Source organism: Burkholderia aenigmatica (assembly GCF_902499175.1).
Classification (GTDB): Bacteria; Pseudomonadota; Gammaproteobacteria; order Burkholderiales; family Burkholderiaceae; genus Burkholderia; species Burkholderia aenigmatica.
The window spans coordinates 1-15,749 of the sequence record NZ_CABVQC010000016.1 but is presented as its reverse complement, the minus strand read 5'-3'; the positions used below and the strand labels follow the sequence as shown (position 1 = coordinate 15,749).

Below are 15,749 nucleotides of genomic sequence, written 5' to 3'. Positions count from 1 at the left end.
GGCAAAACCTGCGGACGCGATCGTGCGGCCCTACGCCGACACGCGCGCGTCGCCGAGCCGCACGACCTTGTCGGCCGGCCCGATGACCGAGCGCCGGTGCGTGATCGCGACGACCGTGACGTCGCGGGCCAGCAGGCGCACGTGCTCCATGATGTCGCGCTCGGTGGCTTCGTCGAGTGCGGAACTCGCTTCGTCGAGAAACAGCACGGTCGGATCGCCGTACAGCGCGCGGGCGATCGCGATGCGCTGGCGCTCGCCGCCGGACAGCTTCAACCCGCGCTCGCCCACCGTGGTGCGGAAGCCGTCCGGCAAACGCTCGATGAACGTCAGGATCGTCGCCTTCGCGGCCGCTTCGTGCAGACGCCGCGTGTCGCGCGGCCGGCCGAGCAGGATGTTGTCTTCCAGGCTTTCGTTCAGCAGCACGACATCCTGCGGCACAACGGCGACCGCGCCGTACCAGTCGGCGCGATCGATGGCCGCGAGATCGACGCCGTTGACCAGAATGCGCCCGCCGGTCGGCTCGATCGACTTCAGCGCGAGCTTGAAGACAGTGGATTTCCCCGCGCCGGTCTCACCGACGAGAAACGTGATCGCCCCGCGTTCGGCGACGAAGTCGATGTCGGTCACGCCGCGGCCGTTGTCGTACGCATAGGCGACGCGGTCGAACACGATGCGCCCGTCCTGCGGCACGAACGCCGACGCGTGCGACACCTGCCGCTCCTCGGGCGCCGTCCACAGCGCCGCGAACGGCACGAGCGCCGCGCGGGAGCGCGCGCACTCGTCGACCGCGCGCGCGATCATTTCGAACGGCAGGTTCAACTGCAGCAGCAACGTGTTGAACAGCACGATATCGCCGATCGACAACTCACCTGCCGCATGGCGCGGCAGCAGCAGCCAGAACGTCACCGAGAACTGGATCGCGAGGCCGAGACCCAGCAGCGCGAGATAGCCGACGTGCTGCAGCACATACGCGCGCCAGCTGTCGCGCTCGACGCGCGCTTTCTCCGAGAAACGTTCGCTCATCCAGCGATGGCTGCCGAAATGCCGGAGCGTCTCCATCGCGTTGATCGCGCCGCCGACGAAACGCGCATTCTCCTGCCCGGCCTCGATCGCGCGGTCGAGGAACGCGCGCGAGCGCCGCGCGGCAACGATCGCGATCGTCACTGCGACCGCGCCATAGGCGGCGGTGATGGCCACGACCTCGAGATTGATCAGCGCGCCGAGCGTGACGAGCGTCAGCACGATCTGCAGCGTACCGGGGATCAGATCCATCAGCCCCAGTTGCACGAGCACCGACAGCGCCCGGCTGCCACGCTCGTTCGCGTTCTGGATTTCCGCGGGATTGTGTTCGACGAAGAACGCCGTGGTCTTCTTCAGGATGCGCTCGAAAAAGCGCGTGCTGGTGATGAAGCCCAGATTCTCCGAGCTCATGAACGCCAGGTACTGCACCACGCGTTGCAACGCGCTGGAGACGCCCAGCAGCACCGCGTAGAGCACGAAGCCCGGGATCAGCGCGTGGAGCACGCCGCGGTGCGACAACGCGTCGATCAGGCGCGAGAACAGATAGGGCGCGGCGACCGCGCTCGCGCTCGACAGAACGACCACCGCCACGACCGTCAGCAACATCAGGCGATCGGCCTTCCAGTAAGCCCGCAGGACCTCGGTGATCGGATGCGACGCACGGGTTTCGTTCATGACGGGATGAACCGGGCACGGCGCAGCCCGGATGGCAGCGATGGGCGAAAAAGTCTAACAGAATGAAAGGAATGCCGTGGCGACGTTCGGGCGGCGTGGCGGTGGCGGCGCGCGGCCGGTCGTGGCACCAGAAAGCGCCGGTGTCATGGGCCTACCCGCCGCGCGTCGAACTGCCTATCGTGGATGCCTCCGTCGTTTCCGGCCCGGCCGGTAACGCGCCCACCCCTCCTCATCGAAAGGTTCACGAACATGAACGCTGCCGAAGCCGGCCTGACCGTACGCGCGGTCCGGGAAGACGACTACGACCACTGGCTGCCGCTTTGGGACGGCTACAACCGCTTCTACGGCCGCTTCGACGATACCGCGCTACCGCTGGCCGTCACGCAGCGCACCTGGTCGCGCTTCTTCGACGGTTACGAACCCGTGCATGCGCTCGTCGCCGAGCGCGACGGCCGGCTCGTCGGGCTCGTGCATTTCCTCTATCACCGCAGCACGACGCACATCGGGCCGACGTGCTACCTGCAGGACCTGTTCACGCTCGACAGCGAGCGCGGCAAGGGCGTCGGCCGCGCGCTGATCGAAGCCGTGTACGACGCCGCGCGCGCGCACTGCGCCGAACGCGTGTACTGGCAGACGCACGAGACGAATCACACGGCTATGCGGCTCTATGACACCCTCGCGGCAAAACCGGGCGCCGTGCTCTACCGGAAGGAGCTGTCGCGCTGAGCCGAACGGCGAAACGTGGGCAAGCGCCCTCTCACGGATGGCCCCGCCTGATGGAATGCCGCGATCCCTTCCGGGAACACGCGCATCGGCAAACCTGGTCGCTCCCGGGATACAAGATCATCCTTTCGATCGATTTTTGTGTCCTCGGGGCGACCGATTCAACCCACCGGCCGCGCCTTGATCCACAGAAACAGCGGAACGCGCGCCCACTGCTTCAACTGGTCCGTATCCGCGTGATCGGGCGGCGGCTCGCGCAGCGATACGATCGCGAAGCCGGCCGCTTCCAGCGCTTCCATGTACGCCTGCAACGGCAGCGACCAGCCCGCGAAGTGCATCGACAGCCCGTCGCGCGCTTCCACGCCATCGAAGTGCTCGCGCCCGAAATAGCTGCCCTTCAACACGAACGGCGCATCGGGTTGCGGCCCCGCGAAGCCGCCGCGATCGCGGAACGGATGCACGAGCGAGATGAACAGCGTCCCGCCCGGCTTCAGCACGCGACGCGCCTCGTTCAACGCGCGCTGCATGTCGTCGAGATCCATCAGCACGTTGTACGCCATCACGAGATCGAAGCTGGCTGAATCGAACGGCAGCGACGCCGCATCGGCCAGTTCGTAACGATGCGCGGAATCCGCGTGACGCGCGGCGTCGAGCATCGCGGGCACCACGTCGGTCGCGGTCACGTCGTAGCCGAGCGCCTTCAGCTCGCGGCTCACGCGACCTTCGCCGCAGCCGATCTCCAGCGCGCGGCCGGTGTCGCGGCCGATATAGGCCGCGAGCCCCGCGCGGTATTTCCAGAACGCATCGTGCCCCGGCTTGCCGGCCCAGCCGATCCATTGGTCGGCGACCTGCGTCCAGTGTTCGGTGATGGCTCTCGTGTCGGTCATGTGCGCTCCCGCCCGGTGTACGTCGTTGGTTCAGGATGCGCATGGTAAGCCGAAGCGACGGAACGCGTGAGCGGGGGGGCCGCGCAGCCGGTTTCCGTTTCCGGCGTTGACGTTCTACAGTGACATAAAACAATCCGCGCCGCCGCGCATCGCCGCCGCCCGACGATGCGCCCCCGATTCCGAGGACATCCCATGCCGAGCATCCTGGCCGCGCCCGCCAATCTCCCCCCGAGCCCCGTCGCGGCGGAAACGCGCATGGTGCACGACGTCGCGACGCTGAAGCCGTCCGACTACCGTGCGGCGGACGGCGCGTCGTGGGTCATCTCCACCCTCACGCCCGCCGCGGACAGCGGCACGAACGTGACCGGCACGACCTACTTCGACACCGCGAAAGGCCGGACCGTCGCGGTGCCCGACGCGCGACGCCGCTATGCGAATCGCGGCACGTGGCAGGTCGTCGCGAGCTCGAGCCCTTCCGTGCCCGCCACCGGCCGCTACGACTGGCTGACGCTCGCCTGGCTGCCGATCAACCGGCGGCCGCTGCCGCAAACACCCGAGCACCTGTATTCGCCGTTCATTCGCGGCGGCACGATCGTGTATCGATGGAATCCGGCGGCGGAAGGCGGCGAGCAGTTCGGCAACGTGCGGATGATCTTTCCGGAATGGACGCAGCAGGTGGCCGAGGCGCTGCGGGCTGCGCCGGCAACAATGCCCGACGGTGCGCCGGCCGCGCCGCCTGCGCTCGATCGGCTGAAGGACGACCGGAATCCGATGACGGCCGTGCTCGACTTCGGCGATGCACTGCGCGACGAACCGGTTGAACGGATCGTCGCACGGCTGCCTGAGCTGCTGCAGATGAAGGACCTGCATGAGCTGTCGTCGATCGTGTTCCTGTGCCTAGCGTCATCACGCGCCGAAGACCGGCCGCGGCTCGCCGAAACGATCAACGGGGCGATAGCCTCGACCAGCGACAGCGCGCGCCTGCTCGCGATCGCGTACGGCGCATTCGCGGCCGGGCGATCGCGGCCCTATCCGTTCAACGACGCGGCGCAAACGGCACGCATCAACGACGTGTTCGGTGCGTTGAAACAGCGGACGGCGGCGCTCGGCGTGCCGGTTGCGGAAGGGTCGCCGTGGTATGAGTTCTTTACCGCGTATCGGCTCGGCGGGGCGACGGCGACCAAGAGCCCGTAACGAGGCCTTCCGGTTCATCGCATACCCGCACGAAACAACGCCCTCCTGACGATGCGGGCGGGCGCGAACATCGAAGCCGCCGGACTCCCTCTGACGCATGCGAGTCACGAAGGGAACCCGCGTGCATCAGGCCGTGTCGAAACGCCGCTCGACCATTGACGGCTTCATCGTCATCGGCCGATGATCGTTGTGCCCCCGCCCGATCACGCCACCTCTTTCCTGTTCATGTTAAGCATCGGTCCCTTCTCGATCCGCGTCGTCGCGGTGGCCGTCGCCGCGCTGCTCGCGTGGCTCGTCGCCCGTTTCATCCAGCGCCGCCCGCCGGACGGACATCACAAGACCGCATCGAGCCTGATCCTCGATGCGTTGCTGCTCGGCCTGCTCGCCGCGCGCATCGGCTACGTCGCGCAATGGTGGCGCGACTACGCGGCCGCGCCGCGCTCGATCGTCGCGCTCGGCGACGGCGGCTTCGACTGGCGCATCGGCCTCGCGGCCGCGATCGTGTTCGCAGGCTGGCGCCTGCGCCGCCTGCCCGCGCTGCGTCGCCCGGTGATGGCCGGCATGCTCGCGGGCCTCGCCGCATGGGGCATCGCGCAGGGCACGCTCGCCACGTTGCAGCACAGCGCGCCACCGCTTGCCGCATTGCAGCTCGAAGCGCTCGACGCCACGCCGGTGCCGGTGCAACGCTTCGCGGGCAAGCCTGTCGTCGTGAATCTTTGGGCCACGTGGTGCCCGCCGTGCCAGCGCGAAATGCCGATCCTCGCGCAAGCGCAGCAGGATCATCCGGGGATGACGGTGCTGATGGTCAACCAGGGCGAAGACGCGCAAACGGTGCGCGCGTTCCTCGAACAGAAAGGACTGCGGTTCGATCACGTACTGCTCGATCGCACGCTGCACGCGATGAAGGCCTACGGTTCGCGCGGGCTGCCGACGACGCTCTTCTTCGATGCCAAAGGCAATCTCGTCGAATCGCACATGGGCGAGATCACCGCTGCGCGGCTGAAGGATGCCGTGGCGGACCGCTTCGGCCAGTAACGCGCGTCTCGTCCAAAGAACCGCGGCAACCGCTTCGTCACGTCCGCGCTTCGACCGCGGCCAGCCGGGCCGGGAGATGTTCCCGCAGCGCATCGACGGCAGCCCGGACTTTCAGTGGAAGATGCAGCGTGTAGGGCCATACCGCCTGGATCGGAAAGATCACGCCCGGCCGATCCGGCAGCAACTCCCGTAACGCGCCGCCGCGCAACGCGTCGCGCACCAGCCAGTACGGTAGCCACACGACGCAAATGACATCCTCGTCCGACGTGCGGCCGGCGAATCGAAGCATTCGACCGACACGCTTTCTGACATATCGGCCATGACGTAACGATGCAGCCCGCCGGCGCGATCGCCGGGAAATCGTTGCGCAGCAAGCATGCAGGACATCGGCGCGACCGCCGGTGCCGACCATGACGCGCCAGACCCGCACCTGACAGCGATCGATCTCGGCTAGAGTGGTTGCACGTTTTCGCGTGGAATACCCGGTTGTTTCGTCATGCAGATCATATGACGGGATACCAATCCATAGCCGCCGCGTAAACGAGCGCGGCCCGCAGGTGTTAGTGCACCTGCGGGCCGCTGACCACAACCCACTCATCATGGGAGTCAGTCATGGCTGACGCGAATCATAACGCACCGGTTAGTTTTCACGATTGTTTCGTGCCCTCTCGAATGTCTCTTCAGACTCGCCGCATCGTCCCGCACCTCAGGCTCAGCGACATGGCACCGCCGGTCCTCCATCTATGGATGAAGCTGTCCGGCCGCTGGATCGAAGCAGCGGGTTTCGAACCCGAGCAGCACTTGCAGATCGAGGTCGCGCACAAGCGGCTGGTGATCACGCCGATCGAAGAGGGGCACTGCGACGATGTCGGACAGGATGCCGATCGCGCGACAAGACAACCACGGCCACAGTTTTCGGTGATCACGGGAGAGGCGGAATGAACTACAACGACTCGCGCCAACGCGCCTACCCGTTGCCGGATGACTTCGGCCTCGATGATGCAGGCGCACTCTCGGCCAAGTCTGCGCTCGTACTGAAACTCAATGCGCTGATCGTCTCGCGCGGCCTGAGCGAAGACGAGGCTGCGGCGCTCTCGGAGATGGCCCGGCCGGTCGTCACGCCCGAGCAACGCGAAAGGCTTCGGAACGTTTCGCTGGAACTGCTGATGCAGACGCTGGCGTCATTGGGCCAGCATGTGGAAATCGTGGTGCGGCCTGCGAGGCCGCCGCGTTCGGCAGGCATCACGGTGTCGGTCTGACAGTCGGCAGAATGGCCGGGAGGGAGTCTGTGTGGCGGCCGGGTCCGGCCGCCACCGAATGCCCGTCACAGGCGAGCCGGCGCAAAGTGCCGGCTCGCCGCGATCACCCTCTATACACCGACACCGTACTCATGAACGGCCGCGGGTTCCGACGACGCCCCGGAACTGACGATCAGGGCTGCGAAAACACCATCACACGCCCTTGCACACGCTGGAGCTTGAGCCAGCCCATGTCGGCAGTGAAACGCAATTGCTGCAACGGGAAGTCGAACTGTGCCTCCCCGGCGGCGCTCACAACCGCCTTGGCGATCCAGCGGATCAGCGCCTTCCCTTCTTCGGTCGTCACGCTGCCATTCTGCACACCGTAAAAATAGCGATTCCCGGCATTGACCTCGTTCTGCAACTGCATCCAGTGCCCCGGCAATCCCTGCAGGGTTCTGAACAGGTCGGCGACCCGTTGCGTCGTGAGGCCGCGCGCCCACAGCGCGCCGTTCGCAGCCGGCCGCGCCAGGTTGTGGCGGTCCGCTGCCTGGGCCTGCTCCTTGATCTGTCCTCTCAGGGAATCATCCTTCGACATGCCACGCTCCTCATGGTGATCAGCGCGGGAGAACAGCCTCGCGCGCCGCATGCACGATACGCGCATTGCAGGAATTCGGCGCCTGTCAGCAATGTCAGGCTTCAACATCGGGCGTCTGTCCCCATCACGCTTTCTTCTTCCCCTTCAACACGAACGCCGCCGCCGTACACGCTGCCATCGCGACACCCGCGATCAGGAACGTGTCACTGTACGCCATCAGCAGCGCCTCGCGCATCACGCGCTGGTTGACGAGCGCGAGTGCCAGCTCGTGCACGCCGCCGGTCGACGAACCCGGCAACGCATCGGCACGCGGCACGTGCACGCGCGACAACAGCCGCGCCAGCATCGCCATGCGTTCCTGAAAGGCTGCCGAGAACGGCGAAACGGCCTCGCCAATCCGCATCGCGTGCAGTTTCTGCCGCTCGACGACGATCTGGCTCGCCACCGCGATGCCGATCGCGCCGCCGACGTTGCGCACCATGTTGAACACGCCGGACGCCGAGCCGAGCTGCGCCTTCTCGATCCCGTCGACGGCCATCACCGACAGTGCGATCACGACGAGCGACTGCCCGATCCCGCGCACGACGAGCGACGGCACGATCACGTTCGACGCGGCGTCGGCAGTCAGGTGGATGTTCATCAGGCAGCCGGCCGCGACGAGCACGAAGCCGAGCACGATCGTCGCGCGCGGGCTCGTGCGGCGCATCAGCGGCGGCGTCAGGAACGACATCACGAACTGCACGATCCCGTACGGGATCATCGCGAGGCCGATGTCGCGCGCGCTGTAGCCGTGCAGCTCGGCGAAGTAGTTCGGCACGAGAAACACGACGCCGAACACCACCGCGCCGAACAGGAACTGCATCAGGCTCGCGATCCCGAAGTTGTAGCGGCCGAGCAACCTCAGGTTGATGAACGGCTCCTTGCGCCGCAGCTCGATCGCGACGAACGCGACGAGCCCCGCCACCGCGACGATCGACAGCTCGACGATCAGGTCGGACGCGAACCAGTCCTTGCGACCGCCCTCTTCCAGCACGATCTGCAGCGCACTCAGGCCGAGCGCCATCGTCGCGATCCCGAACCAGTCGGCCTGGCGCAGCTTCGACAGTTGCACGGGCACCGGGCGGATCGCCCACGCGATTGCCACGATCAGCGCGATCGCGGGCGGAATCTGCAGATAGAAGATCCAGCGCCATGAATACATGTCGGTGAGCCAGCCGCCAAGCGATGGCCCGGCCGCCTGCGCGACGTTGTTCGCGACCGCGAACAGCGCCATGCCGAACGGATGCTTCGACGGCGGCAGCTCGGTGACGATCAGCTGGAACGACAGCGGAATCAGCACGCCGCCGAATGCGCCCTGCAGTGCGCGCGCGACGATCATCGACGAGATGGTCGGCGCGACCGAGCACGCGATCGAGAACGCCAAAAACCCCGTTGCGCCGACGAGCAGCACGCGGCGCGCCGAGAACACCTGCACGAGCCAGCCGGTGAGGGGAATCACGACGATCTCGGCGACGAGATAGGCGGTCGAGATCCACGAGCCTTCCTCGAAGCTCGCGCCCAGCGAACCACGGATGTCGGGCAACGACGCGTTCGTCACGTGCACGTTCATCCCCGCCATGAAGCAGCCGAACACGCCGCCGAGCACCGCGACCCACGCGCGCAGCGAGACGGTTTCGTCGTGCGTGGCCTGCGTAGCCTGCCCGGTTGCGGCCGTCACGATCCGGCTCCCGGTACGCCGCGCGTGTCGACACGCGCGATCACCGACATGCCGGGCCGCAGCACGAGGCCCGACGGCGGCGCATCGAGGCGGATCTTCACGGGCACGCGCTGCACGATCTTCGTGAAGTTACCGGTCGCGTTGTCGGGCGGCAGCAGCGCGAATTCGGCCCCCGAGCCCGGTGCGAGCCCCAGCACGCGGCCGTGCAGCGTGCGGCCCGCGTAGGTATCGACATCGATCTCGACCGGCTGCCCGTCGCGCATCGCGCCAAGCTGCGTCTCCTTGAAGTTCGCGACGACGTACACATCGCGCAGCGGCACGACCGCGAGCAACGGCATCCCAACCTCGATGTACTGCCCTGCGCGCACCGCCCGCTGGCCGATCGTGCCGTCGCGGGTCGCACGGATCACCGTGTGTTCGAGATCGAGTTGCGCCAGCGCGAGCTTCGCGCGGGACGCCGCGAGTCGCGCACGCGCCTGCTCGATCGCGGCCGTACTCTGCGCGCGGCGCCGGCGCAGCACCGTCTGCTGGTCGTCCTGCGCGCGCACGGCCGCGCTCGCACGGGCCAGTTCCGCGCGCGCCTTCAGCGCATCGGCATGCGCCTGTTCCCAGCGCTGCCCGCTGGCAGCCGATTCGGCGAGCAACTGCTTGTAGCGCACCGCATCGGCATCGCGCCGCGCGGCTTCGGCGTGCGCGGCGGCCGCATCGGCCTGCGCCTGCTCGATCACGCTGCGTTGCTGGCCGACCTGCGCGTCGAGCGTCGCGGCCGCGGCTTCCTCGGCCTGCAGCGTCGCATCGGCCGCGGCGACGGCTGCCTGCGCATCGTCGAGCCTCGCACGGTAGTCGCGATCGTCGAGCGTGACGAGCACGTCGCCGCGCTTCACGGGCTGGTTGTCGTCGACGGCCACGCGTGCGACATAGCCGGCCACGCGCGGGCTGACGGTCACGATGTCGGCGCGCACGTACGCGTCGTCGGTGTGCTCGATGAAGCGGCCGACCGTCCACCAGCGCCAGCCGAAACCGACAAGCGCGATGACGATGATGAAGGCGCCGGCGGCGATCCAGTGGCGCCGCGCGAAACGGGCGGATTTCTCGGGTACGGCTGTGGTGCTCATGATCGGAATCGGAATGGTTGAGTGCGTGCGGATTCACGAACGGCCGGCTAGGGCTGCCAGCCGCCCCCCAGTGCCTTGAAGACGGCGACCTGATCGAGTGCGACCTGCTGCGTCGAGGTGGCCAGTGCCGCGTCGACCGCGACGAGGCTGCGCTGCGCGTCGAGCACGCCGAGAAAATCCAGCGCACCCGCGTCGTAGTTCAGTTCGGCGAGCCGGTAGGCGCGTGCGTGCTCGGCGCGCGCGGTTTCGAGCGCGGCCTTGTGGCGCCACTCGGCGCCATAGCGGGCGAGCGCCTGCTCGGTTTCCTTCAGCGCGCGCAGCACCTGCGCATCGAACGACGCGCGCGCGGCGGCATCGTCCGCGCGGGCCTGCGCGAGTTGCGCGCGGCTCGCCGCGAGATTCGGAAAACGCCACGTAATCAGCGGCCCGACGCCCCACGCGATCGCATACTTGTCGCCAAGCGACGATGGATCGCCGGTGGTCGACAGCCAGTTCACCGACCCGCCGAGTACGATCGACGGATACAGCTCGGCCGTCGCGGCACCGATCCGCGCGTTCGACGCGGCGAGCCGGCGCTCGCTTTCGCGCAGGTCGGGCCGGCGCCGGAGCAGCGCGGCGCCGTCGCCGACCGGAAACGGCCGCGCCAGCGCCGGCGTCGCGTGGCAGCGCGCGGCCGCGTCGGGAATCGCGCCGGGCGCATGACCGGTCAGCACGGCCAGCTCATACAACGCGGCGCGGCGCGCGCCCGCGAGCGCCGGCAGTTCGGCGCGCGTATCGTCGGCAAATGCACGCGAGCGCGCGACTTCGAGATCGGACACGAGACCGTGCGCACGCTGGTGGGCGGTCAGCGACGCGAGGCGGTCGGCGATCGCGACCGAGCGCTCGGCCACGTCGATCCGCTCGCCGTACGCGCACGCCTGCGCATAGGCGGCCGTCGTTTCGGCGGCCACCGCGACGCGCATCGCATCCGACGCCGCCTGCACGGCCTCCGAATCGGCGCGCGCGGCATCGACGAGATGACCGACGCGCCCCCAAAGATCGACTTCCCACGACACCGCGAACGACGGCGCGAACCCCCAGCGCGTACGCGCATCGGTGCCCTTCGCACTCGCGACGATCTGGTCGGGCGCGTGCTTGCCGTAGTCGACGCCAAAGCCGGCTGTCGTCTCGGGCAACTGCGCGGCCCCCGCTTCGTCGAGCACGGCCCGCGCACGCGCGACCCGTGCCGCGGCTACCGCGAGATCGCGGTTCTGCGCGAGCGCTTCGCGCACGAGTGCGTCGAGCGCCGGATCGTCGAACAGTTGCCACCAGCGATCGGGCAACGCACCGCCGGATGCAACGGGTGCATCGCTCGCCGCGTCGAACGGCGCCGTGCGCGCCGCATCGGCCGCAGGCGGACGGTACGGATCGCCGACCGAGCAGGCGGCAAGCGTCGCGGCGCTCAGCAGCGCGGCAGCAACAGACAAACGGAAGGAAACCGGAGGAGATAACGAGGCGTGCATCGTGCAATGGCAGTCGAACAAACGATGGGCCTATGGTAATTTCGACCCATTCGGTCGATCTCGCGCGCAAAGCGCATTCGTCGTCGAGAAAAGGACACGTGGATCAATTTTTCAGTGCGCTCGAGCACAAGGACAAGCACAAGCAGATCGCCGTCGTCGCGTCCGACGCGGCGGCCGGCATCGCGTATCCGCCGCATTCGCACCGGCATGGCCAGCTGATTCACGCGATTTCCGGCGTGATGCTCGTGCATGCGGATGCCGGCAGCTGGGTCGTGCCGACGGGGCGCGCGGTCTGGGTGCCGGGCGGCACCCAGCACGAAATCCGAATGGCCGGCGACGTGCAGATGCGCACGGTATTCGTCGCGCACGAAGTGCGGCCGAGCCTGCCGCGCGAATGCCGCGTGATCGAGGTCGGCACGTTGCTGCGCGAACTGATCGTGACCGCGTGCGAACTGCCGGCCGATTACGACCTCGCGCATCGCGCGGGCCGCGTGCTCGCGCTGATCCTCGACGAAATCGAGATCGCGCCGCTGCTGTCGCTGCATGTGCCGATGCCGCGCCATCCGGCGCTCGCCGCGCTGTGCACGCGGCTCATCAATGACCCGTCGTCGGTCGTCACCCTGCAGTCGTGGGCGCGCGACGCGCACATGAACGAGCGCACGCTCGCGCGCACCTTCAAGCGTGAAACGGGCATGACGCACGGTGCGTGGTGCCGCCATGCGCGCCTGCTGCTGAGCCTGCCGCGCCTGGCCGCCGGCACGCCGATCCTCGAACTCGCGCTCGAACACGGCTACGACAGCCCCAGCGCGTTCGCGGCGATGTTCCGCAAGGCACTCGGCGTGCCGCCGAGCGAATACTTCTCGCGACGCTGAACCGCCCTGTCCGTTTCGCGACGATCGTTCGCTGACGTGCGCGCGCGGCACGGCAGGCCGCTCGCTACAGTAGCGGCATCGCACGACACCGGCGCCACGCGCCCGCCCCGACGATGGATCTCATTCAAAGCATGCAGGTTTTCGTCACGCTCGCCGACGCGGGGACCTTCACCGAAACCGGCAAGCGGCTCAACCTCACGACCGCGTATGTCAGCCGCACGATCGCGTCGCTCGAAGCGCATCTCGGCATCCGGTTGATGAACCGCACGACGCGCTCGATGTGCCTGACCGAAGCCGGCGAACGCTATCTCGCGCGCGCACGCGACATCACGCTCGCCGTCGATGCGAGCGAACGCGAAGCACGCGGCGCGCGGCTGCATCCGCACGGCCGGCTGCGCGCGCACTGCAGCGCCAGCATCGCGAATCGTTTCGTGATTCCGCTCGTCGCGCGCTTCCAGGCGCGCTATCCGGACGTCAGCGTCGACCTGACGCTCGCGCCGCAGGTGCCGGACCTGATCCGCGACAGCTACGACGTCGCGGTGATTGCGATGCCGAGCCTGCCGAGTTCCGATCAGGTCGCGATCGACGTCGGGCGGATCGGCAGCGTGCTGTGCGCGTCGCCCGCGTATGTCGCGCGGCACGGGATGCCGGATACGCCGCGCGCGCTCGCGCGGCATCGCTGCCTGCAACTGGTCGCGCCGGCCTACCCGGCGCGCGAATGGACGCTGACGTGCGGTGCGGCTTCGGAAACGGTCGCGTTCGAGCCGACGATGACGGCCGACGTCGCGGCATCGCTCGAGATCGCGGTTCGGGAAGGGGCGGGCATCGGCCTGCTGCCAGAGTTCGTCGCGGACGACGGGCTGCGTTCAGGCGCGCTGGTGCGCGTGCTGCGCGATTACCGCGCGGAGGACGTGGGCGTGTTTCTGGTGTATCCGTCGCGCCGGCATCTCGACGCGAAGACGCGCGCGTGGGTGGATTTCATGAAGGCGGAACTGTGCGCGGCGCTCGACGGGCCGCGCGGAGGCAACCGCCCGGACAACGACGCGACCGCGCCGGACATCGCCGACGCGGCCGCCGATGCCCCGCTTACGCGACAGCCTTCACCGCGGGCTGCGCGGCAAAAAACGTCGCCTGCGCCGCTTCGTCCGCGCGCGCATACGCACGGTTGATACCGCTGATCACCGCGCGGATCGACGCGGTCGTCAGGTTCGCGTCGATGCCGACGCCGAACGCACTGCCGCGCACGCCCGTGCCGGCCAGCTCGGCGATCGCAATCGCCTTCGCATCGGCACCCTGCGACAACGCGCGCTCCTCGTAGTGCTGGATCCGCAGCGGCGTGCGCAACGCGTGCATCAGCGCATCGAGCGGGCCGTTGCCTTCACCGCGCAGCACGCGGCGCTCGCCGTGCACGTCGGCGGTCAGCACGATCGACTCGCGGCCGTCGCGCTCGGTCAATTCATGGCCGACATAACGCAGCGGCGTATCGCCTTCCACGTATTCCTGCTGGAACAGCGACCAGATCTGCGCGCTCGTCACCTCGAGCCCGCTGTCGTCGGTCAGGCGCTGCACGGCCGCACTGAAGTCGACCTGCAGGCGGCGCGGCAGCGCGACGCCATAGCTCTGTTCGAGCAGGTACGCGATACCGCCCTTGCCCGACTGGCTGTTCACGCGAATGATCGAGTCGTACGTGCGGCCGACGTCGCTCGGATCGATCGGCAGATACGGCATTTCCCACACGGCATCGGGGCGCTGCACCGCAAAGCCCTTCTTGATCGCGTCCTGGTGCGAGCCGGAGAATGCGGTGAACACCAGATCGCCGACATACGGATGGCGCGGATGGATCGGCAACTGCGTGCATTCCTCGGCCGTGCGCGCGACTTCGTTGATCTGCGAGAAATCGAGGCCCGGATCGACGCCCTGCGAGTACAGGTTCAGCGCGAGCGTGACGAGATCGACGTTACCGGTGCGTTCGCCGTTGCCGAACAGGCAGCCCTCGATCCGGTCCGCACCGGCCATCACCGCGAGCTCGGCCGCCGCGACCGCGGTGCCGCGGTCGTTGTGCGGATGCACGGACACGATCAGCGCATCGCGGCGCGCGAGGTTGCGGTGCATCCATTCGATCTGGTCCGCGTAGAAGTTCGGTGTGCCGACTTCGACGGTGGCCGGCAGGTTCACGATCGCCTTGTGCTCCGGCGTCGGCTGCCACACGTCGAACACCGCGTCGCAGACTTCCTTCGCGAAATCGAGCTCGGTCGCCGTGAAGGTCTCCGGGCTGTATTGCAGCGTGAAATGCGTATCGGTCGCGGCGTCGGCGCAGCGCTTGATCGTGCGCGCGGCGTTCACCGCGAGCGCCTTCACGCCGTCGCGGTCGAGGCCGAACACGATCTTGCGGAATTCCGGCGCGGTCGCGTTGTACAGGTGCACGATCGCGCGCTTCGCGCCGCGCAGCGATTCGAAGGTGCGCTCGATCAGGTCGTCGCGCGCCTGCGTGAGCACCTCGATCGTCACGTCGTCGGGAATGTGGCCGCCTTCGATCAGCTCGCGCACGAAGTTGAAATCGGTCTCGGACGCCGACGGGAATGCGACCTCGATCTCCTTGAAACCGATCGCAACCAGCATCTTGAACATCCGCATCTTGCGCGCGGCGTCCATCGGCTCGAACAGCGACTGGTTGCCGTCGCGCAGGTCGGTGCTCATCCAGATCGGCGCTTGCGTGATCGTGCGCGTCGGCCACATGCGGTTCGGCAGGTTGACGGGCGTGAACGGTCGGTACTTCGTCGCGGGGTTCTTCAGCATCATGATGTTCGGTCCTCGGTCGGTTTGTCGGGAAACCGCGGCGCGGCGGCCATCGGCCGTGGCGGCCAGCTGCGCGCGCAGCGGTAAAAACGGTAGAAAACGGCACAACGGCTAAGCGGTACGGCGAACGACAGCCTTGGCGGTTGAGCGACCGGGACGGAGCGGAGCGATTCGGAAGAAGGACGAACTCAGGCGCCGGTCGACAACCGGGGCCAGGTCGGTGATGCGGGGGAAATCTGGCGCTTCAGGAAAGAAGCAGATGGAAAGCGCGCAGCCGCAGACCCAGCCCGGAGAAACGGGCTAGTGTAGCGTTCGATTCTTGATTGAACGTAAATGAATCGCCTGCCTCCAACGTCTACTTTGGTTTGCATTGGAGC

Annotated in this window: 15 protein-coding genes; 7 read left to right on the top strand and 8 right to left on the bottom strand. The window is 67.7% G+C overall.

Features of this window, described 5'->3' with window-relative positions:
- Positions 1 to 30: 30 nt before the first annotated feature.
- The gene (locus BDO18943_RS13725; protein WP_175022717.1) at positions 31 to 1,695 is read right to left on the bottom strand and encodes an ABC transporter ATP-binding protein; all 1,665 of its coding nucleotides are present in this window, start codon (positions 1,693 to 1,695) and stop codon (positions 31 to 33) included.
- Between the two features lie 249 nt (positions 1,696 to 1,944).
- Between BDO18943_RS13725 and BDO18943_RS13720 the strand changes: the two genes are divergently transcribed.
- Positions 1,945 to 2,421, top strand: a complete 477-nt coding sequence (locus tag BDO18943_RS13720; RefSeq protein WP_175022716.1) for a GNAT family N-acetyltransferase — start codon at positions 1,945 to 1,947, stop codon at positions 2,419 to 2,421.
- Between the two features lie 158 nt (positions 2,422 to 2,579).
- On the opposite strand, the gene BDO18943_RS13715 is transcribed toward BDO18943_RS13720, so the two are convergent.
- Positions 2,580 to 3,305 (bottom strand): class I SAM-dependent methyltransferase, encoded by a 726-nt coding sequence (locus BDO18943_RS13715; RefSeq protein WP_175022715.1) that lies wholly within the window; start codon positions 3,303 to 3,305, stop codon positions 2,580 to 2,582.
- A gap of 192 nt (positions 3,306 to 3,497) precedes the next feature.
- On the opposite strand from BDO18943_RS13715, the gene BDO18943_RS13710 reads away from it, so the two are divergent.
- On the top strand, positions 3,498 to 4,499 hold the full coding sequence (locus BDO18943_RS13710; RefSeq protein ID WP_175022714.1) for a hypothetical protein: 1,002 nt from the start codon (positions 3,498 to 3,500) through the stop codon (positions 4,497 to 4,499).
- Between the two features lie 225 nt (positions 4,500 to 4,724).
- The gene (locus BDO18943_RS13705; protein ID WP_175022805.1) at positions 4,725 to 5,534 is read left to right on the top strand and encodes a TlpA family protein disulfide reductase; all 810 of its coding nucleotides are present in this window, start codon (positions 4,725 to 4,727) and stop codon (positions 5,532 to 5,534) included.
- A 37-nt stretch (positions 5,535 to 5,571) separates the two neighbouring features.
- Here the strand turns inward: BDO18943_RS13705 and BDO18943_RS13700 are convergent, their stop codons facing one another.
- Complete coding sequence (locus BDO18943_RS13700) at positions 5,572 to 5,823, bottom strand: LysR substrate-binding domain-containing protein (RefSeq protein WP_235996015.1); 252 nt, start codon at positions 5,821 to 5,823, stop codon at positions 5,572 to 5,574.
- Between the two features lie 323 nt (positions 5,824 to 6,146).
- Here BDO18943_RS13700 and BDO18943_RS13695 point away from each other — a divergent pair, with 323 nt between their 5' ends.
- Together BDO18943_RS13695 and BDO18943_RS13690 are read left to right on the top strand one after the other, a co-directional pair.
- Positions 6,147 to 6,476 (top strand): SymE family type I addiction module toxin, encoded by a 330-nt coding sequence (locus BDO18943_RS13695; RefSeq protein ID WP_175022713.1) that lies wholly within the window; start codon positions 6,147 to 6,149, stop codon positions 6,474 to 6,476.
- Complete coding sequence (locus tag BDO18943_RS13690; RefSeq protein ID WP_175022712.1) at positions 6,473 to 6,793, top strand: helix-turn-helix domain-containing protein; 321 nt, start codon at positions 6,473 to 6,475, stop codon at positions 6,791 to 6,793. Before BDO18943_RS13695 ends, BDO18943_RS13690 begins: the two co-directional genes overlap by 4 nt.
- Positions 6,794 to 6,965: 172 nt before the next feature.
- On the opposite strand, the gene BDO18943_RS13685 is transcribed toward BDO18943_RS13690, so the two are convergent.
- The 4 genes from BDO18943_RS13685 to BDO18943_RS13670 all read right to left on the bottom strand — a co-directional run bounded on the left by BDO18943_RS13685 (position 6,966) and on the right by BDO18943_RS13670 (position 11,668).
- Complete coding sequence (locus BDO18943_RS13685) at positions 6,966 to 7,370, bottom strand: hypothetical protein (RefSeq protein WP_043179268.1); 405 nt, start codon at positions 7,368 to 7,370, stop codon at positions 6,966 to 6,968.
- Between the two features lie 124 nt (positions 7,371 to 7,494).
- Positions 7,495 to 9,087: a DHA2 family efflux MFS transporter permease subunit gene (locus BDO18943_RS13680; protein WP_175022711.1), complete on the bottom strand. Its 1,593-nt coding sequence runs from the start codon at positions 9,085 to 9,087 to the stop codon at positions 7,495 to 7,497.
- Positions 9,084 to 10,202: an HlyD family secretion protein gene (locus tag BDO18943_RS13675; protein WP_175022710.1), complete on the bottom strand. Its 1,119-nt coding sequence runs from the start codon at positions 10,200 to 10,202 to the stop codon at positions 9,084 to 9,086. Before BDO18943_RS13675 ends, BDO18943_RS13680 begins: the two co-directional genes overlap by 4 nt.
- Positions 10,203 to 10,249: 47 nt before the next feature.
- The gene (locus tag BDO18943_RS13670; protein ID WP_235996013.1) at positions 10,250 to 11,668 is read right to left on the bottom strand and encodes an efflux transporter outer membrane subunit; all 1,419 of its coding nucleotides are present in this window, start codon (positions 11,666 to 11,668) and stop codon (positions 10,250 to 10,252) included.
- Positions 11,669 to 11,802: 134 nt separating this feature from the next.
- On the opposite strand from BDO18943_RS13670, the gene BDO18943_RS13665 reads away from it, so the two are divergent.
- The gene (locus tag BDO18943_RS13665; protein WP_080741444.1) at positions 11,803 to 12,576 is read left to right on the top strand and encodes an AraC family transcriptional regulator; all 774 of its coding nucleotides are present in this window, start codon (positions 11,803 to 11,805) and stop codon (positions 12,574 to 12,576) included.
- A 113-nt stretch (positions 12,577 to 12,689) separates the two neighbouring features.
- A complete protein-coding gene (locus BDO18943_RS13660; RefSeq protein ID WP_175022708.1) occupies positions 12,690 to 13,745 on the top strand; it encodes a LysR family transcriptional regulator in 1,056 nt (351 codons plus the stop codon).
- Here BDO18943_RS13660 and leuA read toward each other — a convergent pair.
- Positions 13,663 to 15,372 carry a 2-isopropylmalate synthase gene (leuA, locus tag BDO18943_RS13655; RefSeq protein WP_175022804.1) on the bottom strand — a complete coding sequence of 570 codons (1,710 nt, stop codon included), beginning with the start codon at positions 15,370 to 15,372 and terminating at the stop codon, positions 13,663 to 13,665. The two genes, BDO18943_RS13660 and leuA, sit on opposite strands and share 83 nt — an antisense overlap.
- Positions 15,373 to 15,749: the final 377 nt, after the last annotated feature.

What these genes read in the sequence shown, in the direction of transcription:
- BDO18943_RS13725 (WP_175022717.1), bottom strand. Translation starts at nt 1,695, where the DNA reads ATGAACGAAACCCGTGCGTCGCATCCGATCACCGAGGTCCTGCGGGCT.
- BDO18943_RS13720 (WP_175022716.1), top strand. Translation starts at nt 1,945, where the DNA reads ATGAACGCTGCCGAAGCCGGCCTGACCGTACGCGCGGTCCGGGAAGAC.
- BDO18943_RS13715 (WP_175022715.1), bottom strand. Translation starts at nt 3,305, where the DNA reads ATGACCGACACGAGAGCCATCACCGAACACTGGACGCAGGTCGCCGAC.
- BDO18943_RS13710 (WP_175022714.1), top strand. Translation starts at nt 3,498, where the DNA reads ATGCCGAGCATCCTGGCCGCGCCCGCCAATCTCCCCCCGAGCCCCGTC.
- BDO18943_RS13705 (WP_175022805.1), top strand. Translation starts at nt 4,725, where the DNA reads ATGTTAAGCATCGGTCCCTTCTCGATCCGCGTCGTCGCGGTGGCCGTC.
- BDO18943_RS13700 (WP_235996015.1), bottom strand. Translation starts at nt 5,823, where the DNA reads ATGCTTCGATTCGCCGGCCGCACGTCGGACGAGGATGTCATTTGCGTC.
- BDO18943_RS13695 (WP_175022713.1), top strand. Translation starts at nt 6,147, where the DNA reads ATGGCTGACGCGAATCATAACGCACCGGTTAGTTTTCACGATTGTTTC.
- BDO18943_RS13690 (WP_175022712.1), top strand. Translation starts at nt 6,473, where the DNA reads ATGAACTACAACGACTCGCGCCAACGCGCCTACCCGTTGCCGGATGAC.
- BDO18943_RS13685 (WP_043179268.1), bottom strand. Translation starts at nt 7,370, where the DNA reads ATGTCGAAGGATGATTCCCTGAGAGGACAGATCAAGGAGCAGGCCCAG.
- BDO18943_RS13675 (WP_175022710.1), bottom strand. Translation starts at nt 10,202, where the DNA reads ATGAGCACCACAGCCGTACCCGAGAAATCCGCCCGTTTCGCGCGGCGC.
- BDO18943_RS13660 (WP_175022708.1), top strand. Translation starts at nt 12,690, where the DNA reads ATGGATCTCATTCAAAGCATGCAGGTTTTCGTCACGCTCGCCGACGCG.
- leuA (WP_175022804.1), bottom strand. Translation starts at nt 15,372, where the DNA reads ATGCTGAAGAACCCCGCGACGAAGTACCGACCGTTCACGCCCGTCAAC.